The sequence below is a fragment of the Rubrivivax soli genome, assembly GCF_049810355.1.
Taxonomy (GTDB): domain Bacteria; phylum Pseudomonadota; class Gammaproteobacteria; order Burkholderiales; family Burkholderiaceae_C; genus Rubrivivax.
The window spans coordinates 3,469,488-3,493,240 of sequence record NZ_CP187368.1; the positions used below are offsets into that span (position 1 = coordinate 3,469,488).

Below are 23,753 nucleotides of genomic sequence, written 5' to 3' on the forward strand. Positions count from 1 at the left end.
CATGCGATGGATCCCGTTGTTGTGGCTGGCCGCACTGCCGGCCTGGGCCGCCGAACCTCCGGCGGGCCTGGCGCCGTGCCGGCTGGCCGGTATCGAACACGCCGCCTGGTGCGGCAGCGTCCAGCGCCCGCTCGACCCGGCACAGCCGGCCGGCCGGCAGATCGACGTGCACTTCGCGGTGCTGCCGGCGGTGGCGCGCAACAAGAAGCCCGATCCGGTGTTCCTGTTCGCGGGCGGGCCGGGGCAGAGTGCGATCGACCTGGCCGGCAGCGCCAGCCGGCTGCTGGCGCGGCTGTCGAACCGGCGCGACATCGTGCTGGTCGACCAGCGCGGCACCGGACGCAGCGCGCCGCTGCACTGCGCGGACGATGCGCCCGCGCGGCCACTGCGCGAGCAGGTCGACCCCGCCCTGCAGCGCGCCGAGCTGCAGCGCTGCCGGGCCGCGCTGCAGGCGCTGCCGCACGGCGACCTGCGCCAGTACACCACCCGCATCGCGGTGCAGGACATCGACGCCGTGCGCCAGCGGCTGGGCGTGGCGCGCTTCAATGCGGTGGGCGGCTCGTACGGCACGCGTGCGGTGCTGGAGACGATGCGCCAGTTCCCGCAGACCGTGCGCCGGGCCGTGCTCGACGGCGTGGCGCCGCCCGACATGGTGCTGCCAGCCTCGTTCTCGCCCGATGCGCAGGCGACCTTCGACGCGCTGCTGGCGGCCTGCGAGGCCGAGCCCGCTTGCCGGCAGCGCCACCCGGCGCTGCGTGCGCGCTGGCAGTCGCTGCTGGACAGCCTGCCGCGCGAAGTGAGCGTGCAGCACCCGGTGACGCGGCAGCCGGAGCGCTTCGTGCTCACGCCCGCGATGGCCGCCAGCCTGGTGCGTGCGCCGCTGTACGTGCCGGCGCTGGCGGCGGCGCTGCCGCTGGCGGTGGACGAGGCCGCGCAGGGCCGCTTCACCGCGCTGTTCGGGCTGGCGTCCGCGTTCGGCGGCGGCGTGCGGCTGGCCGCCGGCATGCACTTCTCGGTGGTCTGCGCCGAAGACCTGCCGCGGCTGGATGCCACGGCCGACCGCCCCGGCGCAGACTTCGGCACCGCCATGGCCGACCTGTACCGCGACGTCTGCGCCGGCTGGCCGCGGGGCGAGGTGCCCGCGTCCTTCTACACCGTGCCGCCGGCGACCGGCGCGACGCTGCTGCTCTCCGGCGGTCTCGACCCCGCAACGCCGCCGCGGCATGGCACGCGCGTGGCCCAGGCGCTCGGGCCGCTGGCCCGCCATGCCGTGGTGCCGAACGCCGGCCACGGCGTGATGGGCCTGCTGTGCGTGCGCGACGCGCTGTTCCGCTTCATCGACGCCGAGACCGACGCCGACGCGCTGGCGGTGGACGCCGACTGCGCGCAGCAGGTGCCGCGGCCCGGCGCCTTCCTGCCGCCGGCGGCCGGGGGGACGCCATGATCGCCGTGCAGCAGCTGCGCAAGCAGTTCAGCCAGGGCAGCGGCCGCCAGGCGCGCAGTGTGCTGGCGGTCGACGGGGTCGACTTCCAGGCCGCCGACGCCTGCATCACCGGGCTGCTGGGCCCGAACGGCGCCGGCAAGACCACCACGCTGCGCATCGTGGCGGCGCTGTTGCCGGCCGACGCCGGCAGCGTGCACGTGGACGGCATCGACGTCGCGACGCAGCCGTCGGCTGCGCTGGCGCGCATGGGCGTGCTCAGCGACGCGCGCGGCCTGTACCCGCGGCTGACGGCGCGCGAGAACATCGTCTACTACGGCCGCCTGCACGGCATGACGGCGGCCGCCGCGCACGCGCGGGCCGAGACGCTGGCCCACATCCTGGACCTGCGCCCGCTGCTGGACCGCCGCACCGAGGGCTTCAGCCAGGGCGAGCGCATGAAGACGGCGCTGGCGCGGGCGCTGGTCCACGACCCGCCGAACATCATCCTCGACGAGCCCACCAACGGCCTGGACGTGCTGGCCACGCGCGCGCTGCGCGAGGCGCTGCGCCGCCTGCGCGACGTGGAGGGCAAGTGCATCGTGTTCTCCACGCACATCATGCAGGAGGTGGAGCGGCTGTGCGACCAGGTGGTGGTGGTCGCGCACGGCCGCACCGTGGCCGCGGGCACGGTGGCCGAACTCTCGGCACGCACCGGGCAGACCGACTTCGAGGAGAGTTTCGTGCAGCTGGCCTTCGGCGCCGAGGAACGCAGCCCGGGAGCGCCGCGATGATGGCCGACGCCTGGACGGTGTTCCGCAAGGAGCTGCTGGACGCGCTGCGCGACCGGCGCACGCTGCTGATGGTGCTGCTGAGCTCGGTGGCCATCGGGCCGCTGGTGCTGGTGCTGATCTCCAGCCTGGTGTCGGGCATCGAACGCCGCGCCGAGGCGCGCGAGATCGTCGTGCTGGGCCTGGAGCACGCGCCCACGCTGCGCAACTACCTGGAGCGGCAGACCTTCACCGTGCGCGCGGCGCCGGCCGACTTCGAGCGCCAGCTGGCCGACAGCAAGCTCGGCGAGCCGGTGCTGGTGGTGCCGGCCGACTTCGAGGCCCTGCTGGCGCGCGGCGAGGCGCCCACGGTGGAGCTGTTCAGCAGCGCCGGCAACCAGCGCGCGCAAGGCGGCGCGGCGCGCGTGGCGCGGGTGCTGCGCGGCTTCAACCAGGAGCGGGCCGCGCTGCAACTGGCGGTACGTGGCATGCCGGCGTCGCTGCTGGAGGCGGTGAAGATCGAGGAGCGCGACCTCGCCGACCCGGCCACGCGCGCGGCGCAGCTGACCACGATGGTGCCGTTCTTCGTGCTGATGGCGGTGCTGTACGGCGCGCTCAACGCCGCGCTCGACACGACGGCCGGCGAGCGCGAACGCGGCTCGCTGGAGCCGCTGCTGATGAACCCGGCGTCGCGCACGGCGCTGGTGCTGGGCAAGTGGGGCGCGGTCGCCTGCGTCGGCATGCTGATCGCGGTGCTGAGCGCCTTGAGCTTCCTGCCCGGGCAATGGCTGCTGCGCAGCGAGACCCTGGCGGCGATGTTCCAGTACGGCTGGCGCGAGGCCGCGGCCTTCATCGCGCTGCTGCTGCCGCTGGCCGGTGCGCTGGCGGCGCTGCTGATGGCCATCGCCATCCGCTGCAGGAGCTTCAAGGAAGCGCAGGCCAACACCACGGTGGTCGTGCTGGGCGTCTCGCTGTTGCCGCTGGTGACGGTGTTCAACCAGGACGGCGAGGCTCCCTGGCACCGCTGGGTGCCGGCGCTCGGGCAGGTGACGCTGATGGGCCGGGTGCTGAAGGGCGAGACGCTGGACGTGGTGCAGTGGCTGCCGGCGCTGCTGGTGTGCGCGCTGGTGGCCGCCGCCGGCATCGCATTTGTTGCGCGGACGCTGCGCAGCGCGGCGCTGAAGTGAGCAATCGTGAGCAGTCTGGCTACTGCGTGGGGCCCCGCAGGGCTCGTGCGACTTCATGCTGCCACGGCAACTGGTGCACGATCTCGTTGAGATAGCAGACGGCTTCCAGCGCGGTCAGCACCTCGCCTTCGTCGCCGACCAGCCGCAGGTTGGTGATGACGGACATGGGGTCGGCCATTGCCACGACGCCATGCGAGATCTGGATCCAGTCCCAGGCCACGCCGGCCTCGCCATCGGCGGAGCTGCCACCCCACATGGTCTGGCCGGCGACGTTGCAAGCGCGGTCGCCGAGCATGGTGACCCGGGTGCCGAGGTGCTGGAACTGCAGGCGCGTGGTATTGCCTGCCTGCCACAATAGCGGCGGCCAGGCACGCAGGGACCAGGGCGACACCATGGTGGGTGCCGCCGGCGCATGGCGGAGGTGGGCTGTGTGCTGCATGCTGCTATCTTTCGGCATGTGGGTGCAGCGGGAAAGCTGTAAACCCTGTCAGGGGCTGATGCCAGGCCCCGCGGAGTTGGGCGCAAGGCAAGAGGAGATTCATGCTCCCTGGTGGCTATTCGTCGGTGTTGCAGGCGCGGAACCGCGACGAGTTCCGCGACGAAGTCGTGCGCTTCACGCACCGGCTCGGCTTCCAGACCGTCTCGGCGATGACCGTGATCGACCATGCGCTGGGCCAGAGCGACTTCATCCTGGTCGACAACACGCCCGAGAACTACGTCGAACCCTACGCCGATCCGAGTGCATTCCGCCGCGACCCGGTGATGCAGCACTGCAAGCGCCAGAGCGTGCCCATCATCTGGAACCAGGACACCTACGTCGCGCAGGGGGCCGCCGACCTGTGGGAGCAGCAGGCCGGCTTCGGCTACCGCACCGGCATCGCGATGGCGCTGCACCTGCCCGAGGGCCGGCACTTCCTGCTGGGCGTCGACCGCGACCAGGCCCTGCCTGGCGATCCGGCGGAACTGCAGCGCCTGGTGGCGGACCTGCAGCTCTTCGCGGTGCACGCCCAGGACGCCGCGGTGCGGCTGCTGGTGCCCACCGCGCTGCAGCCCGAGCGCCCGGCGCTGACCCCGCGCGAGCTGGAGGCATTGCGCTGGACCATGGAAGGCAAGACCGCCTGGGAAGTGGGCACGATCCTGGGCATCAGCGAGCGCACGGCCGTGCTGCATGTCAACAATGCCATGCACAAGCTGGGTGCGGTGAACAAGCACCAGGCCGTGCTGAAGGCGTTGCGGCTGGGCCTGATCCACTGACGTGCCGGCTGCGGGTGGGTTCGGTGTCCCAAATGCGGCCCCTGGTGGCCGCACCCTGTAAGAGCTAACAGTTACGGTGCCGGCGGTGCGCTGCTTCAATCGTGTGCATGGTGTTTCGACACCGATTCCTGCCACCGATGGAGCCTCCACATGCTGCGCACCAAGTTCTTCGCCCAGACCCGCCCGACCCAGCCGGCCCAGCCCGCTGCCCCCGCTGGCCTGCGTGCGATCGACCCGGCTGATTTCAAGTTCATCGCCGGCGGTGCGCCGCGCGGCGGCTGGACCTCGTCGGAGCGCACGACGACCCTGGACAGTACCGACACGACGGAACTGGCGCTTGCTGCGCCTAGAGGCGGCTGGTGATCCGACTCTAGGCCACTTGGCACCACGGGTCTCATCCCTCCAGCTCCGTGGTGCTTGCGGGCCGGCCGTGCCGGTCCGCATTTTTTTTGCCGTGGCCTGCCATGCGCCCGCTGTTCCGTCCTGAGGCGGTCGAGGCGCAACGCCAGCAGTGGCTGGGGCGGGTGCAGCTGGTGCGCCCGCTGGGGCTGAGCGTGATCACCGCCGGTATCGTGGTGGTGGCCGTGGCGCTCGTCGCCTTCCTCTCCTTCGCCGAATACACACGCAAGGCCACCGTGGCCGGCGTGCTGGTGCCCGACCGCGGACTGATCCGGGTCGTGCCCGCAGCCAGCGGCACCGTGCTGGAGCGCCGCGTCACCGAAGGCCAGGCGGTCCGCGCCGGCGATGTGCTGTTCGTCATCGCGCTGGAGCGCTCCACGCTCGAAGGCCCCGTGCAGACGCAGGTGCAGCGCAGCCTGAGCGAGCGCCAGCGCAGCCTGCACGACAGCGCCCGGCAGCAGCAGCTGCTGGTGGCCTCGCAGCAGGCGGCCCTTGACCGCCGGCTGCAGGCCCTGCAGAACGAAGCCGCCCAGATCGATGCCGAAGCGGCGCTGCAGCGCCAGCGGCTGGCCCTGGCCAACGAGGCCTTCGCGCGGCTGGAATCGCTGCGCAACGACCAGTTCATCTCGTCGGCGCAGCTGCAGGCCAAGAGCGAGGAACTGCTGGGACTGCGCGCGCAGGCGCAGGCGCTGGAGCGCCAGCGCGCCGCGCTGGCCCGCGAGCAGGCCGAGCTGGAAGGCGAGCGCCGCGGCCTGCCGCTGCTGGCGCGCGGCGCGCTGGGAGCCATCGAGCGCGACCTGGCCGCGCTGTCGCGCGAGGCGGCCGAGCAGGACGCCGAGCGGCAGATCGTGGTGCGGGCGCCGCAGGACGGCACCGTCACCGCGCTGGCGGCCGACCCCGGGCAGAGCGTCTCTCCGCAGGCCGCACTGGCGAGCCTGGTGCCCGCGGGCGCCCGGCTGCAGGCGCACCTGTACGCGCCTTCGAGCGCCGTCGGCTTCGTGCGTGCCGCGCAGACCGTGCGCCTGCGCTACGAGGCCTTCCCGTACCAGCGGTTCGGCCACCACCCGGGGCAGGTGCTGCAGGTGTCGCGCACGCCGCTGGCGCCGTCGGAGCTGCAGGCGCTGTCGCTGCCGGTGGCGCCGGCCGAGGGCCAGGCGCTGTTCCGCATCACCGTGGCGCTCGACGCAGCGGCCGTGCCGCCGGCCGAGGCGCTGCCGCTGGTGCCCGGCATGCGGCTGCAGGCCGACGTGCTGCTCGAGCGCCGGCGTCTGATCGCGTGGCTCTTCGAGCCGCTGCTGGGCCTGCAGGGGCGGTTGTGATGCGCGCCTTCGACGCCTTGCGGCTGGGCGGCGACGCGTCGCGCGTGCCGCTGATCCTGCAGACCGAGGCCGCCGAATGCGGCCTGGCCTGCCTGGCGATGGTGGCGTCGGGCCTCGGGCACCGCACCGACCTGCCCACGCTGCGCCGGCGCTTCTCGCTGTCGAGCAAGGGCGTGATGCTGGGCGACCTCGTGCGCATGGCCGACGCGCTGCAGCTGCAGTCGCGGGCCCTGCGAGCCGACCTGGACGAGCTGCTGCAGCTGCAGACCCCGTGCATCCTGCACTGGGACCTGAACCACTTCGTCGTGCTGGTGGCCTACCGGCGCGGCGTGGCGGTGATCCACGACCCCGCGCGCGGCCTGCGCCGGCTCAAGCGCGACGAGCTCTCGCGCCACTTCACCGGCGTCGCCCTCGAGCTCCAGCCCGCACCCGGCTTCACGCCGGTGGTGGAGCAGCAGCGGGTGCGGCTGTCGCAGCTGCTGGGGCCGGTCAGCGGCCTGCGGCGTTCGCTGGCGCAGATCCTGGTGCTGGCGCTGGCGCTGGAACTGTTCCTGCTGCTGAGCCCGTTCTTCATGCAGTGGGTGGTGGACGGCGTGGTGGTCAGCGGTGACCGCGACCTGCTGTTCACGCTGGCGCTGGGCTTCGGGCTGCTCGTGCTGGTGCAGGTGGCGACGGCCGCGGCGCGGTCGTGGGCGGTGCTGGTGCTGTCGGCCACGCTGAACCTGCAGTGGCTGGTGAACGTGTTCGCGCACCTGCTGCGGCTGCCGGTGGACTGGTTCGAGAAGCGCCATGCCGGCGACATCTGGTCGCGCTTCGGCGCCGTGCAGCAGATCCAGAAGACGCTGACCACCAGCTTCATCGAAGCCGTGCTCGACGGGGCGCTGGTGCTGCTGACGCTGGTGATGATGGCCTTGTACAGCCTGCCGCTCACCGGGCTGGCACTGCTGGCGGTGGCCGGGTACGGCCTGCTGCGCTGGGTGTTCTTCCGGCCGCTCCGCGAGGCCACCGAGGAGGTGCTGGTCTTCGAGGCCAAGCAGGCCAGCCACTTCCTCGAGTCGCTGCGCGGCGTGCAGGCGATCAAGCTGTTCAATGCGCAGGGCGACCGGCAGTCGCGCTTCTCGAGCCTGGTGGTCGACGCGATGAACGCCGACATCAGCACGCGCAAGCTGGAGCTGCTGTTCGCGGTGCTGCACCGGCTGCTGTTCGGGCTGGAGCGTGTGGCGGTCATCGGCGTCGGCGCGCTGCTGGTGCTGGACAGCAAGCTCAGCGTCGGCATGCTGTTCGCGTTCTTTGCCTACAAGGAGCAGTTCGCGCTGCGGGTCAGCGGGCTCATCGACAAGGCGGTGGCGCTGAAGATGCTGAAGCTGCAGGGCGAGCGGCTGGCCGACATCGTGCTGACCCCGCCCGAGACCGACGGCGGGGCGGATGCCGGCACCACGCGCGTGCTGCCCGCCAGCCTCGAGCTGCGCGACGTGCGCTTCCGCTACGCCGACGGCGAGCCCGAGGTGCTGCGCGGGCTGAGCCTGCGCATCGAGCCGGGCGAGTCGGTGGCCATCGTCGGGCCGTCGGGCTGCGGCAAGACCACGCTGCTGAAGCTGATGCTGGGCATCCACGCGCCGGGCAGCGGCGAGGTGCTGGTCGGTGGCGTGCCGCTGCAGCACGTGGGGCTGCGGGCGTGGCGCGACATGGTCGGCGTGGTGATGCAGGACGAGCCGCTGTTCTCCGGCTCGATCGCCGACAACATCAGCTTTTTCGATGCCAGCCCGGACCCGGACTGGATCACGCAGTGCGCCACCGTGGCGGCGGTGCACGACGAGATCGAGGCCATGCCGATGGGCTACCACACGCTGATCGGCGACATGGGCGCGGCGCTGTCGGGGGGCCAGAAGCAGCGCATCCTGCTGGCACGCGCGCTGTACAAGCGACCGCGCATCCTGCTGCTCGACGAGGCGACGAGCTCGCTGGACGTCGACCGCGAGCGCACGGTCAACCAGGCCGTGCGCCAGCTGGCGCTGACCCGCGTGATCGTGGCGCACCGGCCCGAGACCATCGCCTCGGCCGGCCGCGTGATCGCGCTGCACGAAGGCCGGGTGGCGCAGGACCTGCGCAGCGTGGCGGCTGCGGCGCCGCTGCAGTAGGGCAGTGGGGCAGCGGGCTCCGTCAGCTCTTCTTCATCGGGCAGGTGCTGAAGCCCAGCACCGTGTACAGCGGGCAGAAGCCCATGGCCGCGGTGGCCAGCGGCACGAGGCCGATCCAGCCCCAGACGCCGATGGCGCCGCTGAGGGTCAGGCCGATGAGCACGAGGCCGAGCACCACGCGCAGGATGCGGTCGAGACCGCCGACATTGGTCTTCATGAGGTTCTCCTGGACAGGCCGGCGCATGACCGGCTGCCTGCAGTGTCGCGCTGCGGCGCCTGGGGCTCGGTGACCGCGGTCACACAGCGGTTGCCGCAGATCAAGCGGCGGGCGGTTGGCCTGCCGCCAGCGCACGCAGCGCGGCGGCGTCGCGCAGGTCGATGCGCTCGCGCGAGACGCTGATCCAGCCCGCACGCTCGAAGCGCTTGAGCAGGCGGCTGACGATCTCGCGCACCGTGCCCAGCTCGTCGGCCAGCGCCTGGTGCGTGGCGCGCACGACGCTGCCGTGGCCCAGCAGGGCATGGGCCAGGCGCTGGTCGAGTTTCTGGAAGGCCACGGCTTCGGTCAGCGCCATCAGGTCGGCCAGGCGATCGGCGAAGCTGCCGAAGACGTAATGGCGGAACGGCGGTTCCTGCGTCCAGCGCTCGAAACCGGCCGGCGACAGCAGCACGAGTTCGGTGGCTTCCGTGGTGTCGCCCTGGGCCACCAGCGCGGTCCGCCCGAACAGGCACGACGACGAGACGACGCAGAGCTCGCCCGGCGTGACGCGGTACAGCTCCAGGCTGCGGCCGTCGGGCGCGCTGCGGGCCACGCGCACGGCGCCCGACAGGACCATCGGGAACCCCTGGCAGGCCTGGCCGGCCGCGAACAGCGGCGTACCGGCGGGTGCCTGGACCACAGACGCGTCATCGGTGAGCACTTGCTCGCGCACGAGGTCCGGCAGTTGCTGGAGGGCCGGGTACAGCGCCACCAACTGCCGCGCGGTGTGGCTGTCGAGCGGTTGCGCCGGGCGGCCTGGTGCGCTCATGCGCGGGTCGCCTCTTCCAGGCGCCGCAGCCAGTGTAGCGCGTGGGTGCGCGACAGCCCGCACATCTCGGCCGTGGGCCGCAGCGAGCTGCACACCGCCGGGCGCTCCGGGCGGCCGAACAATCGGCAGCGGTCGGCGTCGTCGAGCTGTACGCAGCGCATGCCAGCCGGCTTGCCCTGCGGCATGCCGGGAATCGGCGACGAGATCGACGGCGCGATGCAGCAGGCGGCGCAGGCAGGGCGGCAGTCCATGGCGACGATGCTATCGCGGCGATCGCGGCAAACCATGCCGGTGCCGGGGCGAGTGCCCGACAATGAGAACCATTCGCATTGGAGGACCCACATGGCCAAGTCAGCAACGTTCGGGGTGATGCACCTGGGCATCGCCTTCACGGTCGGCTACCTGCTCACCGGCAGCGTGGCGATCGCCGGGGCCATCACGCTGGTGGAGCCGGTTGCCAACACAGTCGCGCACTTCTTCTTCGACCGCTGGTGGGAATCGCGCGCAAACCGCCAGCAAGCCGGGGTGCCCTCGTAAAATCAGGCACTTATGTTGCATCCCCAGTCGTTCGACGTGATCGTGGTCGGTGGTGGCCACGCCGGCACCGAAGCTGCCCTGGCGGCCGCCCGCATGGGCTGCAGCACGCTGCTGCTGACGCACAACATCGAGACGCTGGGGCAGATGAGCTGCAACCCCAGCATCGGCGGCATCGGCAAGGGGCACCTGGTCAAGGAGATCGATGCCCTGGGCGGCGCGATGGCCGCGGCCACCGACGAAGCCGGCATCCAGTTCCGCATCCTCAACGGCAGCAAGGGCCCGGCGGTGCGTGCCACGCGCGCGCAGGCCGACCGTGTGCTGTACAAGGCGGCGATCCGCCAGCGGCTGGAGAACCAGCCCAACCTCTGGCTGTTCCAGCAGGCGGTGGACGACCTGATGCTCGAAGGCGACCGCGTGGTCGGTGCCGTCACGCAGGTGGGGCTGCGCTTTCGCGGCCGCGCCGTGGTGCTGACGGCCGGCACCTTCCTGGACGGGCGCATCCACGTCGGGCTGCAGAACTACAGCGCCGGGCGCGCGGGCGACCCGCCGGCGGTCAGCCTGTCGGCACGGCTGAAGGAACTGCAGCTGCCGCAGGGTCGCCTGAAGACCGGCACGCCGCCGCGGCTGGACGGCCGGTCGATCGACTTCAGTCGGCTGCAGGAACAACCCGGCGACCTGGATCCGGTGCCGGTGTTCAGCTTCCTGGGCAGCGCCGAGCAGCATCCGCGGCAAGTGCCATGCTGGGTGACGCACACCAACGCACGCACGCACGACATCATCCGCAGCGGTTTCGACCGCAGTCCGATGTTCACCGGCGTCATCGAGGGCGTGGGGCCGCGGTACTGCCCGAGCATCGAGGACAAGGTCAACCGCTTCGCCGACAAGGACAGCCACCAGATCTTCCTCGAGCCCGAGGGCCTGACGACGCACGAGTTCTACCCGAACGGCATTTCCACGTCCTTGCCGTTCGACGTGCAGCTGGCCGCGGTGCGGTCGATGCCGGGTCTGGAGAACGCGCACATCCTGCGGCCGGGCTATGCGATCGAGTACGACTACTTCGATCCGCGCGGGTTGCGCAACAGCTTCGAGACGCGCGAGGTGCGGGGCCTGTTCTTCGCCGGCCAGATCAACGGCACCACCGGCTACGAGGAGGCGGCGGCGCAGGGCTTGTTCGCGGGACTGAACGCCGCGCTGCAGGTGCAGGGCAGGGCGCCCTGGCTGCCGCGGCGCGACCAGGCCTACCTGGGCGTGCTGGTGGACGACCTGGTGACCAAGGGCGTGACCGAGCCCTACCGCATGTTCACCAGCCGGGCGGAGTTCCGCCTGCAGCTGCGCGAGGACAACGCCGACCTGCGTCTCACCGAGACCGGCCGCATGCTGGGTCTGGTGGATGACGTGCGCTGGGCCGCCTTCAGCCGCAAGCGCGAACGGCTGGAGCGCGAGCTGCAGCGCCTGCGGGCGACGTGGGTGCGGCCGGCCACCGTGCCGGCGCCCGACGCCGAGCGCCTGATCGGCAAGGCGCTGGAGCACGAGTACAGCCTGGCCGACCTGCTGCGGCGCCCGGGTGTCGGCTTCGACCAGGCCTGGGCCATGGCGGCCGTGGCCGGCGCCCCGGAGCGTGTTTCACGTGAAACACTGCAGGCCGAGTTCGGCGCCACCGAGGCCGATGCGGTGATCGAGCAGGCCGAGATCCACATCAAGTACGCCGGCTACATCGACAAGCAGAACACCGAAGTGCAGCGGGCCGCGCACTTCGAGGCGATGGTGCTGCCGCCGGAGCTGGATTACGCGCAGGTCAGCGCCTTGTCGTTCGAGGTGCGCCAGACCCTTGCGCGCCACCGCCCGGCCACGTTGGGACAAGCGGCACGCATCTCGGGTGTGACGCCGGCAGCGATCTCGCTGCTGCTGGTGCACCTGAAGAAGAGCCGCTTCAAGGGCTTCGCCGCCGACACCACGCCACAGGACGAGGCTGCTTGAGCGCGGCGCTCGACGGCATCTGTGCCGCCCTCGGCCTGCGGGCCACACCGGCCCAGACGGCTGCGCTGCTGCAGTACCTGGACCTGCTGCAGCGGTGGAACGGCACCTACAACCTGACCGCCGTGCGCGACCCGGCCGAGATGCTGACGCAGCATCTGGCCGACTGCCTGGCCCTGATCCCGCCGTTGCAGCGCCACGCCGCACAAGGCCGCTTGCTCGACGTGGGCAGCGGTGGCGGGTTGCCTGGTGTGGTGATCGCCGTGATGCTGCCGGGGATGGACGTGACCTGCGTCGACACCGTGGGCAAGAAGGCCGCCTTCGTGCGGCAGGTGGCGGCGGCGCTGCGCCTGCCGAACCTGCACGCCGAACACGCCCGGGTGGAGCAGATGCCCCAAGGCGATTTCGACGTCGTCACTTCGCGGGCCTTTGCGTCGCTGGTGGACTTCACGCGCTGGACCCGCGCGCGGCTGGCGCCGGGCGGCGCGTGGTTGGCGATGAAGGGCAAACAGCCCGGCGACGAGATCGCGGCGCTGCCGGTTGACGTGCAGGTGTTTCACGTGGAACCACTGGCCGTGCCCGGCTTGGCTGCCCAGCGCTGCCTGGTCTGGATGCGCCCGGCGGCTGGCGGCGCTCCCGCTGCCACCGAGGCCCCGTCAAACTGAGATACGCTCCCCACCGGTTTCCCACCGGTTTCCCACCGGCCCCCAACGCCCCAGCCCGAGATTCCCATGGCCGAAATCGTCGGCATTGCCGACTACGGCGCCTTCTGCGCCGCCATCCTGCTGTTCCTGGCCCTGCCAGGCCCCGGCACGTTTGCGCTGCTGACCTCCACCAGCAAGGGTGGGTTCCGCGCCGGCGCAGCCGCCACCGCCGGCCTGATCGCCGGCGACCAGGTGCTGATGTGGATGGCCGTCGGCGGCGTGGCCGCGTTGCTGGCGGCACATCCGGTCTGGTTCCAGGGCATCCAGTACGCCGGCGCGGCCTACCTGGCCTGGATCGGGCTGAAGCTGCTGTTCGCCCAGCCAGGGCAGGGCGCGCCGATCCGCATCGAGACCGGGCACTACGCCCGGCAGGCGTTCCTGATCACCTTGCTGAACCCCAAGGCCATCGTGTTCTACATGGCCTTCTTCCCGCTGTTCATCGATCCTGCGCTGCACCGCGGCGCGCTGACGTTCGGCGTGATGGCGCTGACCATCGCCGCCATCACCGCCGTCTACTGCCTGCTGCTGTGTGCATTCGCGCAGGCCGTGGGTCGCCAGGTGCGGGCCCACCGGCGCCTCGCGCGGACGCTCGAACGCCTGGCGGGCGTCTTCCTCATCGGCTTCGGCATTCGACTCGGCACCCAATGACCTTGCGCACCTTTTGCATCGCGAACCAGAAGGGGGGTGTCGGCAAGACCACCACCACCGTGAACCTCGCCGCCGGCCTGGCCCTGGTGGGCCGCCGCGTGCTGGTGGTGGACCTGGACCCGCAAGGCAACGCCACGATGGGTTCCGGCGTCGACAAGCGTGCGCTGCCGCTGACGGTGTACGACGTGCTGCTCGAATCCGCCGGCATCGCCGAAGCACGCCAGCGCAGCCCGCAGGGCGGCTACGACGTGCTGGGCGCCAACCGCGAACTGGCCGGCGCCGAAGTCGAGCTGGTGGAACTGGAGCGCCGCGAGAAGCGCCTGAAGCAGGCGCTGCTGACCGTGGCCGGCGACTACGACTTCGTGTTGATCGACTGCCCGCCCAGCCTGAGCCTGCTCACGCTGAACGGCCTGTGCGCGGCGCACGGCGTCATCGTGCCGATGCAGTGCGAATACTTTGCGCTCGAAGGCCTGTCGGACCTGGTCAACACCATCAAGCAGGTCCACGCCAACCTGAACCCCGACCTGCAGATCATCGGCCTGCTGCGCGTGATGTTCGATCCCCGCATCACGCTGCAGCAGCAGGTGAGCGACCAGATCAAGGCGCATTTCGGCGACAAGGTCTTCAACACCGTGATCCCGCGCAACGTGCGCCTGGCCGAAGCACCCAGCTACGGGCAACCCGGCGTCAGCTTCGACCCGGCGTCCAAGGGCGCACAGGCCTTCGTGGAGTTCGCGCGCGAGATGGTGGCGCGGCTTGGCTGAGTTCTGCGAGACGCTGCTCGCGCGCATCGAGGACGCCAGCCTGAACGCCAGCGCACCGCCGCAGCAGCGCTGGTTCGACGGCTGGCTGGTGCGCTACTCGCCCGGCAAGGCCAAGCGCGCGCGCTGCATCAACGCCGTCGCCGCCGGCCGGCTGCCGATGGCGCAGAAGCTGGCACTCTGCGCCGACCTCTACCGCGACGCCGGCCTGCCGATGGTGCTGCGCATCACGCGCTTCACGCAGCCGCCCGACCTGGACGCGACCCTGGCGGCGCTGGGCATGACGGTGCTGGACGACACGCGCGTGCTGGTCTGCACCCGGCTGCCAGCTGCTGCGCCGCCCCCGCTGCCGCCCGGTCTGCACTGGCAGGCGCTGGACGCCGTGCGCTACGCCGAGGCGGTCGGTGCGCTGCGAGGCTCGCCGCCCGCGCAGCGCACGGCGCACGCCCAGCGCCTGCAGCTGTCTCCGGTGCCGTACCAGGGCTTCGCGCTGCTGGACGATGGCGGCGAGGTGCAGGCCTGTGGCCAGTTCGCACGCGAAGCCGACCTTGTCGGCCTCTACGACGTCTTCACGCGGGAGGCGGCGCGCGGCCAGGGGTGGGCGTCGCTGCTGTGCCGGCACCTGCTGGCGCTGGCGGCCGCCGAGGGCGCGCAGGTGGCCTACCTGCAGGTGGAGCACGACAACCACGGCGCACGCCGCCTCTACGCGCGGCTGGGCTTCAGCGAAGGCTACCGGTACCACTACCGGCAGGCGCCTGCCGCCTGAACCGCCCGGGGCTGCTGCCCAGGCCTCTCCGGGGTTCAGAGCCCCAGGCCTTCGTCCACACCCAGGTGCACGTTCATCGCCTGCACCGCGGCGCCGCTGGCGCCCTTGCCCAGGTTGTCCAGGCGCGCCATCAGCAGCGCCTGCTTGTCGTTGGCGAACACGCACAGGTCGACGCGGTTGGTGTCGTTGCAGGCCTGAACGTCGAAGAAGCCGTGCTCCAGCGTGTCGGCATCGCGCAGCGGCAGCACGCGGATGAACCGCTCGCCGGCATAGTGCCGCACCAATGCCGCGTGCAGCGCCTCGGGCGTGGTGCCCGCGGGCAGCTGCGACAGGTGCAGCGGCACCGTCACCGCCAGGCCCTTGTAGAAGTTGCTGACGATGGGCATGAAGACCGGTGCCACCTGCAGCCCGGTGTGCGCCACCATCTCGGGCAGGTGCTTGTGCTGCAACGTCAGGCCGTAGGGCCGCGGCGAAGTGAGCGCAGGCTCCCCACCTGCCTGGTACTGTTCGATCATCTTCTTGCCGCCGCCGGAGTAGCCGGTGATCGAGGTGGCGCTGAGCGGCAAGGCCGCCGGCACCAGGCCGGCGTCGACCAGCGGGCGCAGCAGCAGGATGAAGGCGCTGGCGTGGCAGCCCGGGTTCGCGATGCGCTTGGAGGCACGCAGCTGCGCGCGCTGGCCTGGCACCAGCTCGGGCAGGCCGAAGGCCCAGCCCGGCAGCGTGCGGTGCGCGGTGCTGGCGTCGATGATGCAGGTGCCGGGGTTGCGCACCAGCGCCACGGCCTCGCGTGCGGCGGCATCGGGCAGGCACAGGAAGGCGACGTCGGCGGCGTTCAGCAAGCGGGCGCGTTCGGCCGCGTCCTTGCGCAGTTCGGGCGCGATGCGCAGCACCTCGACGTCGCTGCGCTCGGCCAGGTACTCGTGGATGCGCAGGCCGGTCGTGCCCTCTTGCCCGTCGACGAAGACGCTGTAAGTCATGGCTGGCCCTTCACGCACAATGCCTGGAAAACCCGCAAGGATACGGCAGGAAGATGGCGACATCGCAACGCGTTCTGCAATTGCCGGGCTGGCTCGATTCCGGCCCCGCGCACTGGCAAAGCCGCTGGGAGGCACTGCACGGCGACCAGCGGGTGCAGCAGGCCGACTGGATCTGGCCGCGCCGCGGCGACTGGATGGCGCAGCTCGACGAGACCATCCTGGCCGACCCGCGCCCGGCCGTGCTGGTGGCGCACAGCCTCGGCTGCCATCTGGTCGCCGCGTGGGCCGCGCACTCGCAGCACACCGCGCGCGTGCAGGGTGCGCTGCTGGTGGCCCCACCCGATCTCGGCCGCCCCGACATGCCGCCCAACGTCGCGCGCTGGCACCCGGCGGTGCTGCAGCCGCTGCCGTTCCCGGCCACGCTGCTGCACAGCGACGACGACCCGTTCTGCAGCGCCGACGCCGCGCGCACGCTGGCCGCGGCCTGGGGCGCGCCCGCGCACAGTGTCGGCGCGGCCGGCCACGTCAACGGCGACAGCGGCCTGGGCGACTGGCCGGCCGGCCGCGCCTGGCTGCGGCAGCTCGGTCGGTGACAATGCCCGCCATGGTCACCAAGAAACCCAAGGGCCTGGGCCTCGGCCTCGAAGCGCTGCTCGGCCCCAAGGTCAGCGACACGCCCGCGCCCGCGGGCCCGCCGACGACGCTGAAGCTCGACATGCTGCAGGCCGGCAAGTACCAGCCGCGCACGCGCATGGACGAAGGCTCGCTGTACGAGCTGGCCGAGAGCATCAAGGGCCAGGGCATCATGCAGCCCATCCTGGTGCGGCCACTCGACGGCGGGCGCTACGAGATCATCGCCGGCGAGCGGCGCTTCCGCGCCGCGAAGCTGGCCGGCCTGGACAGCGTGCCCGTGCTCGTGAAGCCGGTGCCCGACGAGGCGGCGGCCGTGATGGCGCTGATCGAGAACATCCAGCGCGAGGACCTGAACCCGCTGGAAGAGGCGCAGGGCCTGCAGCGCCTGGTCGGCGAGTTCCAGCTCACGCACGAGCAGGCGGCGCAGGCCGTGGGCCGCTCGCGCAGCGCGGCCAGCAACCTGTTGCGGTTGCTGAACCTGGCCGAGCCCGTGCAGCAGATGCTGCTGGCCGGCGACCTGGACATGGGCCATGCGCGTGCGCTGCTGGGCCTGAGCGGTGCGGCGCAGATCACCAGCGCCAGCGAGATCGCGGCGAAGAAGCTGAGCGTGCGCGAGGCCGAGAAGCTGGTCGCACGCGCCGTGGCCAGCGCTGCGCAGCCCGACCCGGCGCCGCGCAGCCGCGACGCCAAGTCGCGCGACCTCGTGCGGCTGGAATCGCAGCTGTCCGACCAGCTCACCGCGCCGGTGGAGATCCGCGTCAAGAAGCGCACGAAGCGCGGCGAGCAGGGCGAGATCGCGATCCGCTTCGACTCGCTCGACGAGCTCAACGGCCTGCTGCAGAAGCTGGGGCTGCCGGTCGATTGAGCAGGCGGCCGCGGTGTCCTCGCACATCACGCTGCGGCAGTTCCGCTACTTCATCGCCGTCGCCGAGAGCGGCTCGGTCGCTGCGGCTTCGCGCATGCTGAACATCGCGCAGAGCGCGGTCACCAAGAGCATGCAGGAGCTGGAGGACGAGCTCGGCCAGGCCCTGTTCGAGCGCAGTTCGCGCGGCATGACGCTCACGCCGCAGGGCCACCGCTTCCTGGCCAGCGCGCGCAAGGTGATCGGTGCCGTCGCCGAGGCCTCGCGGCTGCACCAGGCCGACGGGTCGAGTGCGCTGCGCGGCACGCTGGCCGTGGGCGTCACCAGCCTGGTCGCCGGCTACTACCTGAGCGAGCTGCTGTCGCGCTACCGGCGCAGCTGCCCCGCCGTGAGCGTGCTGGTGACCGAGGAGACGCCGCCGTTCCTGGAGCACCTGCTGATCAATGGCGAGCTCGACGTCGCCATCATGGTCAGCAACGTGCTCGGAGAGCCGCAGGCGCTGGTGGCCGAGACACTGACGCGCAGCCCCAACCGCGTCTGGCTGGCGTCGGACCACCCGCTGTCGCAGCAGCAGGACGTGACGCTGGCCGACTGTGCCGCCTACGACCAGGTGGTGCTGGAAGCCGACCGCATCGGCGACCTGCTGCGCGCGGCCTGGGCGCGCCACCAGCTGAAGCCCCGCACGCTGCTGAAGACCTCGTCGCTGGAGGCCGTGCGCTCGCTGGTCGGCGCCGGCGCCGGCATCGCGGTGCTGCCCGACTTCCTGTACCGCCCGTGGACGCTGGACGCCGAGCACGTGGACGTGCGCGCGCTGCGCGACGAGCTGCCCACGGTGGACGTGGGCCTGGTCTGGCGCCGCGGCCTGGCGCTCAAGCCGGCGGCGCTGGAGTTCATCGAGGTCGCGCGCGAGCAGTCGCGCGCGCGCTCGCCGCGCGGGGCGCTCAGAGCTTGAGCATCACGTGCCGCGGCACGGTGTAGTCCTCCAGCGCGTACAGGCTCAGGTCCTTGCCGTAGCCGCTGCTCTTCAGGCCGCCGTGCGGCATCTCGTTGACCAGCATGAAGTGCGTGTTGATCCAGGTGCAGCCGTACTGGAGCTTGCGTGCCACCTGCATCGCGCGGCCCACGTCCTGCGTCCACACCGACGACGCCAGGCCGTAGTCGCTGTCGTTGGCCCAGTCCACCGCCTGCGCGGGGTCGGAGAAGCGCGTGATGCTGACCACCGGGCCGAAGACCTCGCGGCGCACGATCTCGTCGTCCTGGCGCGCGCCGGCGATCACGGTCGGCTCGTAGAAGAAGCCGCTGCCCGCGGGCTGGCGGCCGCCGGCGGTGATCTCCATGTGGCCGGTCATCTGCGCGCGTTCGACGAAGCTGGCGACGCGGTTGCGCTGGCGGTCGCTGATCAGCGGGCCGATCTCGACGTCGGGTTCGTCGGGCGTGCCGACCTTGATGCTCTTCACCGCGCTGGACAGGTCGGCGACCAGCCTGTCGTGGATCTTCGCCCCCGCGTAGATGCGGCAGGCGGCGGTGCAGTCCTGGCCGGCGTTGTAGTAGCCGAAGGTGCGCAGGCCCTCGACCACGGCGGCGAGGTCGGCGTCGTCGAACACGATCACCGGCGCCTTGCCGCCCAGCTCCAGGTGCGTGCGCTTGAGCGTGCTGCTCGCGGCCTGCAGGATCTTGCGGCCGGTGGAGACGTCGCCGGTCAGGCTGACCATCGCCACCTTGGGGTGCTCGACCAGCGGCTGCCCGACGCTGGCCCCACGGCCGGCGATGACGTTGAACACGCCCTTCGGGAAGATCTCGGCCGCCACCTTGGCCAGCCACAGCGTCGACAGCGGCGTCTGCTCGCTGGGCTTGATGACGACCGTGTTGCCGGCGGCGAGCGCCGGCGCGGTCTTCCACGCCGCCATCATCAGCGGGTAGTTCCACGGCGCGATCGAGCCCACCACGCCCACCGGGTCGCGGCGGATGAAGCTCGTGTGGCCGGCCAGGTACTCGCCCGCCAGCGGCCCGGTCAGCGTGCGGCAGGCGCCTGCGAAGAAGCGGAAGCAGTCGGCCACCGCCGGGATCTCGTCGCCGAGCGCACGCGCGTAGGGCTTGCCGCAGTTCAGGCTTTCGAGCCGCGCGAAGGTCTCGGCCTGCGCCTCGATGGCGTCGGCCAGCTTCAGCAGCATGCGCGCGCGGTCGGCGGGCGTGGTGTCGCGCCAGGCATCGAAGGCGCGGTGCGCGGCCGAGACGGCCTTGTGCACCTGCTCGGTCGAGGCCTCGGGCACCTCGACCAGCAGCGCGCCGGTGGCCGGGTTCAGCACACGCTCGGGTTCGCCCTCGCCCGCGACGAAGGCGCCGTCGATGTACAGCTCGGTGGGCAGGGTCAGGTCCATGGAAATCTCCTTCAGCGTTGCGTCGGTTCGTCGGCGCGGGTCAGCAGGTAGGCCAGCAGGATGGGCACGAAGGTGAGCGCGATGATGAAGACGGCCACCACGTTGGTCACCGGGCGCTGGCGCGGGCGGATCAGCTCCTGCAGCATCCAGATCGGCAGCGTCGTCTGCTGGCCGGCGGTGAAGGTGGTGACGATGACCTCGTCGAAGCTCAGCGCGAAGGCCAGCAGCGCGCCGGCCAGCAGCGCCGAGCCCAGCTGCGGCAGGATCACGTAGCGCAGCGTCTGGAAGCCGTCGGCGCCCAGGTCCATGCTGGCCTCGATGAGGTTGGGGTTCATGCGCCGCAGCCGCGCCACCGCGTTGTTGAAGACCACCACCACGCAGAAGGTGGCGTGGCCGATCACGATGGTCCAGAAGCTGAACGGGATCTCCAGCGTGTGCACCGCCGAACGCAGCGCGATGCCGCTGATGACGCCCGGCAGCGCGATCGGCAGGATGAACAGCAGCGACACCGCGTCGCGCCCGAAGAAGCGCGCCCGTGCCAGCGCGCCGGCCGCCAGCGTGCCCAGCACCAGCGCGGCCGCGGTGCTCCAGGCCGCGACCTCGAAGCTCAGGCGCATCGCGGCCCAGACGTCCTCGCGCTCCCACGCCACGCCGAACCATTGCGTGGTGAGTGCCGGCGGCGGGAAGACGTAGCTCTTGTCCTCGGCGCTGAAGGCGTACAGCACGATCAGCGCCAGCGGCACGTGCAGGAAGGCGACCACGGCCCAGGCCGCGGTCTTCAGCCAGGTGCGGCCTGCAGTGCTAGAGCGCATCGAACGCCCCTTGCCGCTTGGCGAACCACAGGTACAGCGCGATCGCCGCGATGGGCACCAGCGAGAACGCGGCCGCGAACGGCAGGTTGCCGGCCACGCCCTGCTGGCGGTAGATGACCTGCCCGATGTACAGCGTGGAGTCGCCGATGACCTGCGGGATGATGTAGTCGCCCAGCGTCAGGCTGAAGGTGAAGATCGAGCCGGCGGCCACGCCCGGCATCGCCAGCGGCAGGATCACGCGGCGGAAGGTGGTGGCCGGGCCGGCGCCGAGGTCGGCCGACGCCTCGATGGTGCTCTGCGGAATGCGCTCGATCGCCGCCACCAGCGGCAGCACCATGAACGGCAGCCACATGTAGACGAAGACGATGAAGGTGCCCAGCGTCGAGAAGCTCAGGCTGGGGCCGCCGATCAGCGGTGTGGCCAGCAGCGCCTCGATGAGCCAGCCGGCGTGCAGGTGCTCGGCCGCCCAGTTGATCGCGCCTTCCTTGGCCAGCAGCAGCTTCCAGGCGTACAGGCGCACCAGGTAGCTGCTCCACAGCGGCAGCATCACCGCGATGTACAGCGCTGCCTTCGTGGCGCCGCTGGCGTGGCGGGCCATCACCAGCGCCAGCGGGAAGGCCAGCACCGTGCAGGCCAGCGTGACCGCCACCGCCATGCCCAGTGACCGCCGCGCGGCGTCGAGGTTGGCGATCTCCAGCAGCGCGATGAAGTTGCCGATGCCGACCTCGCGCACGACCTGGCCGGTGAAGTCGTCGAGCCGGAAGAACGCGTTGGCCAGCAGCGCGAGCAGGCTGCCCAGGTAGACCACGCCGAACCACAGCAGCGGCGGCGCCAGCAGCGCCAGCAGCAGCAGGCCGCGGCGCGTGTAGAGCAGGTCCGAGACGCGCCGGCGCAGCGTGGGCGGGCCCGCGAGCGGCAGCGCGGCCATCGTCATGCGCCCAGCGCGTGCACCGCGCGGGCGTCCCAGTGCAGCTGCACGCTGCGGCCGGCCTCGGGCGCACCGCCGCCCGCGTCCGACGGCAGGTCGGCCTGCAGCAGCGTGCCGCCCACGTCGACCTTCACGCGCGTGAAGGCACCGAAGTACTGCACCTCGGCCACGGTGCCGGCGGCCTGCGCATTGCCCGCGCTGCCTGCGAGCCGGATGCGCTCGGGCCGCAGCATCGCAGCGGCGTGGCCGGTCAGGCGCCGGGCCGTCTCGCCGTCCAGCACGTTGGCGGCGCCGACGAACTGCGCGACGAAGCGCGTGGCCGGCGTGTCGTACACGGCCTGCGGCGTGCCCACCTGCTCGAGCCGGCCGGCGTTGAAGACGCCGATGCGGTCGCTCATCGACAGCGCCTCGTGCTGGTCGTGCGTGATGAACAGGAAGGTGATGCCCAGGCGGCGCTGCAGCGCCTTCAGCTCGCTCTGCATCTGCTCGCGCAGCTTCAGGTCGAGCGCGCCCAGCGGCTCGTCGAGCAGCAGCACCTGCGGCTGGCCGACCAGCGCCCGTGCCAGCGCCACCCGCTGGCGCTGGCCGCCCGAGAGCTGCGCCGGCCGGCGGTCGCCCACGCCGGGCAGCTGCACCAGGGCCAGCAGTTCCTCGGCACGGCGCAGGCGCTCGGCCTTGGCCACGCCGCGCACCATCAGCGGGTAGGCGACGTTGTCGCGCAGGCTCATGTGCGGGAACAGCGCGTAGTCCTGGAACACCGTGTTCACCGGCCGCGCGTAGGGCGGGGCCAGCGTCACGTCGGCGCCGCCGATGCGGATGCGTCCGGCCGTGGGCAGCGTGAAGCCGCCGATCATGCGCAGGCAGGTCGTCTTGCCCGAGCCCGAGGGCCCGAGCAGCGTGAAGAACTCGCCGGCGTCGATCGTCAGGTTCACGCGGTCCACGGCCCGCACGGCCGAGGCACCGCTGCCGAAGACGCACGCGACGTCTTCGAGCTGGACAGCAGCAGTCATGGAGTCAGCCGGGAAGTCTGCCGGAGGTCAGCGTCCACCCAGCACGGCGATGTAGTCCGACGCCCACTTGTGGTACGGAACGCAGGCGTTGTTCTGCGTCTTGCACTGGCTGACCGGGGTGCGCCAGAACGAGATCTTCTCGAAGTCGTTGTAGCCCTGGCGCGCGCAGCCCTCGTCGCCCAGCAGCTTGTTGCCCTTGCAGGCCGCGGGCACTGCCGGCACCGAGCCGAACCAGGCCGACAGGTCGCCCTGCAGCTTGGGGTTCAGCGAGTGCTCCATCCACATGTAGGCGCAGTTCGGGTGCTTGGCCTCGGCGTGCAGCATCGTGCTGTCGGCCCAGCCGGTGGCGCCTTCGACCGGCACCACGGTGTCGATCGGCGCCTTCTTGCTGCGCAGGATGTTGGCCTGGAACTGCCAGCTGCCCGAAGCGACCACGCCCTCGTTGGTGAAGTCGTCGATCTGCACGAAGGCGTCGTGCCAGTACTTGCCCACCAGCTTGCGCTGCCCGCGCAGCAGGTCGAGCGCGGCCTTGTACTGGGCCTCGTTCAGCTCGTAGGGGTCCTTGATGCCCAGCGCCGGGTTCTTCTTCATCAGGTACAGCGCCGCGTCGGCGATGTAGATGGGCCCGTCGAAGGCCTGCACGCGGCCCTTGTTGCTCTTGCCGTCGGGCAGCGTGGTCTCCTCGAACACCACGCTCCAGCTGGTGGGCTTGGTGCTGCCGAAAACCTTGGTGTTGTACATCAGCACGTTCCAGCCCCACTGGTAGGGCACGCCGTAGTGCGTGTTGTTCTCGTAGTGCCAGGGCGCCTTCTGCAGCCGCGGGTCGACGTTCTTGTAGCTCGGGATCAGGTTGACGTTGATCGGCTGCACCTTCTTGCCGCGGATCAGCCGCGTGCTCGCGTCGCCGCTGGCGGTGACGAGGTCGAAGCCGCCTTCGTTCATCAGCGCCACCATCTCGTCGGAGGTGCCGGCGGTCTTCACGTTGACCTTGCAGCCGGTCTTCTTCTCGAAGTCGGTGACCCAGTCGAAGTTCTTGTCGGTGGCGCCGCGCTCGATGTAGCCGGCCCAGGCGACGATGTCGACCTGGCCCTCGCCCTTGCCGAGTTTCTGCAGCGGGGCCTTCTGGGCCCAGGCGGCCGAGTGGGCCGCCAGCGCGGCGGCGGCCATGCCGGCCAGGATCAGGGGGGTGGTACGGCTCATGTGCGTGCGCTCCTCGGCGTTCGGGTGACGGACGGGGCGCACGATAGGTGC

The 23,753-nt window shown here is 71.4% G+C and carries 26 protein-coding genes; 16 read left to right on the plus strand and 10 right to left on the minus strand.

All coding sequences use genetic code 11. From position 1 onward, the window contains the following. Position 1: 1 nt before the first annotated feature. Genes ACPOLB_RS15840 through ACPOLB_RS15850 form a run of 3 tightly spaced genes read left to right on the plus strand, consistent with a single transcriptional unit; the run spans position 2 to position 3,377 of the window. Positions 2 to 1,444, plus strand: coding sequence for an alpha/beta hydrolase (locus ACPOLB_RS15840; protein WP_425256974.1), 1,443 nt, complete (start codon positions 2 to 4; stop codon positions 1,442 to 1,444). Beyond that, positions 1,441 to 2,214 (plus strand): ATP-binding cassette domain-containing protein, encoded by a 774-nt coding sequence (locus tag ACPOLB_RS15845; protein WP_425256975.1) that lies wholly within the window; start codon positions 1,441 to 1,443, stop codon positions 2,212 to 2,214. Before ACPOLB_RS15840 ends, ACPOLB_RS15845 begins: the two co-directional genes overlap by 4 nt. Next, complete coding sequence (locus tag ACPOLB_RS15850; RefSeq protein WP_425256976.1) at positions 2,211 to 3,377, plus strand: ABC transporter permease; 1,167 nt, start codon at positions 2,211 to 2,213, stop codon at positions 3,375 to 3,377. Before ACPOLB_RS15845 ends, ACPOLB_RS15850 begins: the two co-directional genes overlap by 4 nt. A 19-nt stretch (positions 3,378 to 3,396) precedes the next feature. Here the strand turns inward: ACPOLB_RS15850 and ACPOLB_RS15855 are convergent, their stop codons facing one another. Then, positions 3,397 to 3,816: a hypothetical protein gene (locus ACPOLB_RS15855; RefSeq protein ID WP_425256977.1), complete on the minus strand. Its 420-nt coding sequence runs from the start codon at positions 3,814 to 3,816 to the stop codon at positions 3,397 to 3,399. Between the two features lie 101 nt (positions 3,817 to 3,917). Here ACPOLB_RS15855 and ACPOLB_RS15860 point away from each other — a divergent pair, with 101 nt between their 5' ends. From ACPOLB_RS15860 to ACPOLB_RS15875, 4 genes are all read left to right on the plus strand, one after another. Further along, positions 3,918 to 4,631 (plus strand): autoinducer binding domain-containing protein, encoded by a 714-nt coding sequence (locus tag ACPOLB_RS15860; RefSeq protein WP_425256978.1) that lies wholly within the window; start codon positions 3,918 to 3,920, stop codon positions 4,629 to 4,631. Between the two features lie 150 nt (positions 4,632 to 4,781). Beyond that, positions 4,782 to 4,994, plus strand: a complete 213-nt coding sequence (locus ACPOLB_RS15865) for a hypothetical protein (RefSeq protein WP_425256979.1) — start codon at positions 4,782 to 4,784, stop codon at positions 4,992 to 4,994. A 101-nt stretch (positions 4,995 to 5,095) separates the two neighbouring features. Beyond that, positions 5,096 to 6,349 carry an HlyD family secretion protein gene (locus ACPOLB_RS15870; RefSeq protein WP_425256980.1) on the plus strand — a complete coding sequence of 418 codons (1,254 nt, stop codon included), beginning with the start codon at positions 5,096 to 5,098 and terminating at the stop codon, positions 6,347 to 6,349. Next, a complete protein-coding gene (locus tag ACPOLB_RS15875; RefSeq protein ID WP_425256981.1) occupies positions 6,349 to 8,487 on the plus strand; it encodes a peptidase domain-containing ABC transporter in 2,139 nt (712 codons plus the stop codon). The genes ACPOLB_RS15870 and ACPOLB_RS15875 overlap by 1 nt, the downstream gene beginning before the upstream one ends. 22 nt (positions 8,488 to 8,509) lie before the next feature. On the opposite strand, the gene ACPOLB_RS15880 is transcribed toward ACPOLB_RS15875, so the two are convergent. The 3 genes from ACPOLB_RS15880 to ACPOLB_RS15890 all read right to left on the minus strand — a co-directional run bounded on the left by ACPOLB_RS15880 (position 8,510) and on the right by ACPOLB_RS15890 (position 9,763). Continuing rightward, positions 8,510 to 8,704 carry a YgaP family membrane protein gene (locus tag ACPOLB_RS15880; protein ID WP_425256982.1) on the minus strand — a complete coding sequence of 65 codons (195 nt, stop codon included), beginning with the start codon at positions 8,702 to 8,704 and terminating at the stop codon, positions 8,510 to 8,512. A gap of 100 nt (positions 8,705 to 8,804) precedes the next feature. After that, positions 8,805 to 9,512 carry a Crp/Fnr family transcriptional regulator gene (locus ACPOLB_RS15885; protein ID WP_425256983.1) on the minus strand — a complete coding sequence of 236 codons (708 nt, stop codon included), beginning with the start codon at positions 9,510 to 9,512 and terminating at the stop codon, positions 8,805 to 8,807. Beyond that, a complete protein-coding gene (locus ACPOLB_RS15890; protein WP_425261933.1) occupies positions 9,509 to 9,763 on the minus strand; it encodes a YkgJ family cysteine cluster protein in 255 nt (84 codons plus the stop codon). The genes ACPOLB_RS15885 and ACPOLB_RS15890 overlap by 4 nt, the downstream gene beginning before the upstream one ends. A 91-nt stretch (positions 9,764 to 9,854) precedes the next feature. Here ACPOLB_RS15890 and ACPOLB_RS15895 point away from each other — a divergent pair, with 91 nt between their 5' ends. From ACPOLB_RS15895 to ACPOLB_RS15920, 6 genes are all read left to right on the plus strand, one after another. Then, the gene (locus ACPOLB_RS15895; RefSeq protein WP_425256984.1) at positions 9,855 to 10,049 is read left to right on the plus strand and encodes a DUF2061 domain-containing protein; all 195 of its coding nucleotides are present in this window, start codon (positions 9,855 to 9,857) and stop codon (positions 10,047 to 10,049) included. 12 nt (positions 10,050 to 10,061) lie between these two features. Continuing rightward, on the plus strand, positions 10,062 to 12,026 hold the full coding sequence (mnmG, locus tag ACPOLB_RS15900; protein WP_425256985.1) for a tRNA uridine-5-carboxymethylaminomethyl(34) synthesis enzyme MnmG: 1,965 nt from the start codon (positions 10,062 to 10,064) through the stop codon (positions 12,024 to 12,026). Then, the gene (gene rsmG, locus ACPOLB_RS15905) at positions 12,023 to 12,688 is read left to right on the plus strand and encodes a 16S rRNA (guanine(527)-N(7))-methyltransferase RsmG (protein WP_425256986.1); all 666 of its coding nucleotides are present in this window, start codon (positions 12,023 to 12,025) and stop codon (positions 12,686 to 12,688) included. Before mnmG ends, rsmG begins: the two co-directional genes overlap by 4 nt. Positions 12,689 to 12,763: 75 nt before the next feature. Beyond that, positions 12,764 to 13,375 carry a LysE family transporter gene (locus tag ACPOLB_RS15910; protein ID WP_425261934.1) on the plus strand — a complete coding sequence of 204 codons (612 nt, stop codon included), beginning with the start codon at positions 12,764 to 12,766 and terminating at the stop codon, positions 13,373 to 13,375. After that, complete coding sequence (locus ACPOLB_RS15915) at positions 13,372 to 14,139, plus strand: ParA family protein (protein ID WP_425256987.1); 768 nt, start codon at positions 13,372 to 13,374, stop codon at positions 14,137 to 14,139. The genes ACPOLB_RS15910 and ACPOLB_RS15915 overlap by 4 nt, the downstream gene beginning before the upstream one ends. Continuing rightward, the gene (locus ACPOLB_RS15920; protein WP_425256988.1) at positions 14,132 to 14,902 is read left to right on the plus strand and encodes a GNAT family N-acetyltransferase; all 771 of its coding nucleotides are present in this window, start codon (positions 14,132 to 14,134) and stop codon (positions 14,900 to 14,902) included. The genes ACPOLB_RS15915 and ACPOLB_RS15920 overlap by 8 nt, the downstream gene beginning before the upstream one ends. Positions 14,903 to 14,937: 35 nt before the next feature. Here the strand turns inward: ACPOLB_RS15920 and argC are convergent, their stop codons facing one another. Beyond that, on the minus strand, positions 14,938 to 15,879 hold the full coding sequence (argC, locus tag ACPOLB_RS15925) for an N-acetyl-gamma-glutamyl-phosphate reductase (RefSeq protein WP_425256989.1): 942 nt from the start codon (positions 15,877 to 15,879) through the stop codon (positions 14,938 to 14,940). A 53-nt stretch (positions 15,880 to 15,932) separates the two neighbouring features. Between argC and ACPOLB_RS15930 the strand changes: the two genes are divergently transcribed. Genes ACPOLB_RS15930 through ACPOLB_RS15940 form a run of 3 tightly spaced genes read left to right on the plus strand, consistent with a single transcriptional unit; the run spans position 15,933 to position 18,326 of the window. Next, positions 15,933 to 16,472 (plus strand): RBBP9/YdeN family alpha/beta hydrolase, encoded by a 540-nt coding sequence (locus tag ACPOLB_RS15930; RefSeq protein WP_425256990.1) that lies wholly within the window; start codon positions 15,933 to 15,935, stop codon positions 16,470 to 16,472. 11 nt (positions 16,473 to 16,483) lie between these two features. Continuing rightward, on the plus strand, positions 16,484 to 17,377 hold the full coding sequence (locus ACPOLB_RS15935) for a ParB/RepB/Spo0J family partition protein (protein ID WP_425256991.1): 894 nt from the start codon (positions 16,484 to 16,486) through the stop codon (positions 17,375 to 17,377). A 13-nt stretch (positions 17,378 to 17,390) separates the two neighbouring features. Next, the gene (locus tag ACPOLB_RS15940; RefSeq protein ID WP_425256992.1) at positions 17,391 to 18,326 is read left to right on the plus strand and encodes a LysR family transcriptional regulator; all 936 of its coding nucleotides are present in this window, start codon (positions 17,391 to 17,393) and stop codon (positions 18,324 to 18,326) included. Here ACPOLB_RS15940 and ACPOLB_RS15945 read toward each other — a convergent pair. The 5 genes from ACPOLB_RS15945 to ACPOLB_RS15965 are packed head-to-tail and all read right to left on the minus strand — an operon-like array spanning position 18,316 to position 23,702. Then, positions 18,316 to 19,752 (minus strand): gamma-aminobutyraldehyde dehydrogenase, encoded by a 1,437-nt coding sequence (locus tag ACPOLB_RS15945; protein ID WP_425256993.1) that lies wholly within the window; start codon positions 19,750 to 19,752, stop codon positions 18,316 to 18,318. The two genes, ACPOLB_RS15940 and ACPOLB_RS15945, sit on opposite strands and share 11 nt — an antisense overlap. An 11-nt stretch (positions 19,753 to 19,763) precedes the next feature. After that, positions 19,764 to 20,564 carry an ABC transporter permease gene (locus ACPOLB_RS15950; protein WP_425256994.1) on the minus strand — a complete coding sequence of 267 codons (801 nt, stop codon included), beginning with the start codon at positions 20,562 to 20,564 and terminating at the stop codon, positions 19,764 to 19,766. After that, positions 20,554 to 21,498 carry an ABC transporter permease gene (locus ACPOLB_RS15955; protein ID WP_425256995.1) on the minus strand — a complete coding sequence of 315 codons (945 nt, stop codon included), beginning with the start codon at positions 21,496 to 21,498 and terminating at the stop codon, positions 20,554 to 20,556. The genes ACPOLB_RS15950 and ACPOLB_RS15955 overlap by 11 nt, the downstream gene beginning before the upstream one ends. Then, positions 21,495 to 22,502 carry an ABC transporter ATP-binding protein gene (locus tag ACPOLB_RS15960; protein ID WP_425256996.1) on the minus strand — a complete coding sequence of 336 codons (1,008 nt, stop codon included), beginning with the start codon at positions 22,500 to 22,502 and terminating at the stop codon, positions 21,495 to 21,497. Before ACPOLB_RS15960 ends, ACPOLB_RS15955 begins: the two co-directional genes overlap by 4 nt. Before the next feature lie 27 nt (positions 22,503 to 22,529). Further along, positions 22,530 to 23,702: an ABC transporter substrate-binding protein gene (locus ACPOLB_RS15965; RefSeq protein WP_425256997.1), complete on the minus strand. Its 1,173-nt coding sequence runs from the start codon at positions 23,700 to 23,702 to the stop codon at positions 22,530 to 22,532. Between the last annotated feature and the right edge of the window lie 51 nt (positions 23,703 to 23,753).

Bases quoted from the DNA above. Each gene is read 5' to 3' on its own strand.
- ACPOLB_RS15840 (WP_425256974.1), top strand. From the start codon at position 2: ATGCGATGGATCCCGTTGTTGTGGCTGGCCGCACTGCCGGCCTGGGCC.
- ACPOLB_RS15845 (WP_425256975.1), top strand. From the start codon at position 1,441: ATGATCGCCGTGCAGCAGCTGCGCAAGCAGTTCAGCCAGGGCAGCGGC.
- ACPOLB_RS15850 (WP_425256976.1), top strand. From the start codon at position 2,211: ATGATGGCCGACGCCTGGACGGTGTTCCGCAAGGAGCTGCTGGACGCG.
- ACPOLB_RS15855 (WP_425256977.1), bottom strand. From the start codon at position 3,816: ATGCAGCACACAGCCCACCTCCGCCATGCGCCGGCGGCACCCACCATG.
- ACPOLB_RS15860 (WP_425256978.1), top strand. From the start codon at position 3,918: ATGCTCCCTGGTGGCTATTCGTCGGTGTTGCAGGCGCGGAACCGCGAC.
- ACPOLB_RS15865 (WP_425256979.1), top strand. From the start codon at position 4,782: ATGCTGCGCACCAAGTTCTTCGCCCAGACCCGCCCGACCCAGCCGGCC.
- ACPOLB_RS15870 (WP_425256980.1), top strand. From the start codon at position 5,096: ATGCGCCCGCTGTTCCGTCCTGAGGCGGTCGAGGCGCAACGCCAGCAG.
- ACPOLB_RS15875 (WP_425256981.1), top strand. From the start codon at position 6,349: ATGCGCGCCTTCGACGCCTTGCGGCTGGGCGGCGACGCGTCGCGCGTG.
- ACPOLB_RS15880 (WP_425256982.1), bottom strand. From the start codon at position 8,704: ATGAAGACCAATGTCGGCGGTCTCGACCGCATCCTGCGCGTGGTGCTC.
- ACPOLB_RS15885 (WP_425256983.1), bottom strand. From the start codon at position 9,512: ATGAGCGCACCAGGCCGCCCGGCGCAACCGCTCGACAGCCACACCGCG.
- ACPOLB_RS15890 (WP_425261933.1), bottom strand. From the start codon at position 9,763: ATGGACTGCCGCCCTGCCTGCGCCGCCTGCTGCATCGCGCCGTCGATC.
- ACPOLB_RS15895 (WP_425256984.1), top strand. From the start codon at position 9,855: ATGGCCAAGTCAGCAACGTTCGGGGTGATGCACCTGGGCATCGCCTTC.
- mnmG (WP_425256985.1), top strand. From the start codon at position 10,062: ATGTTGCATCCCCAGTCGTTCGACGTGATCGTGGTCGGTGGTGGCCAC.
- ACPOLB_RS15915 (WP_425256987.1), top strand. From the start codon at position 13,372: ATGACCTTGCGCACCTTTTGCATCGCGAACCAGAAGGGGGGTGTCGGC.
- argC (WP_425256989.1), bottom strand. From the start codon at position 15,879: ATGACTTACAGCGTCTTCGTCGACGGGCAAGAGGGCACGACCGGCCTG.
- ACPOLB_RS15930 (WP_425256990.1), top strand. From the start codon at position 15,933: ATGGCGACATCGCAACGCGTTCTGCAATTGCCGGGCTGGCTCGATTCC.
- ACPOLB_RS15935 (WP_425256991.1), top strand. From the start codon at position 16,484: ATGGTCACCAAGAAACCCAAGGGCCTGGGCCTCGGCCTCGAAGCGCTG.
- ACPOLB_RS15945 (WP_425256993.1), bottom strand. From the start codon at position 19,752: ATGGACCTGACCCTGCCCACCGAGCTGTACATCGACGGCGCCTTCGTC.
- ACPOLB_RS15950 (WP_425256994.1), bottom strand. From the start codon at position 20,564: ATGCGCTCTAGCACTGCAGGCCGCACCTGGCTGAAGACCGCGGCCTGG.
- ACPOLB_RS15955 (WP_425256995.1), bottom strand. From the start codon at position 21,498: ATGACGATGGCCGCGCTGCCGCTCGCGGGCCCGCCCACGCTGCGCCGG.
- ACPOLB_RS15960 (WP_425256996.1), bottom strand. From the start codon at position 22,502: ATGACTGCTGCTGTCCAGCTCGAAGACGTCGCGTGCGTCTTCGGCAGC.
- ACPOLB_RS15965 (WP_425256997.1), bottom strand. From the start codon at position 23,702: ATGAGCCGTACCACCCCCCTGATCCTGGCCGGCATGGCCGCCGCCGCG.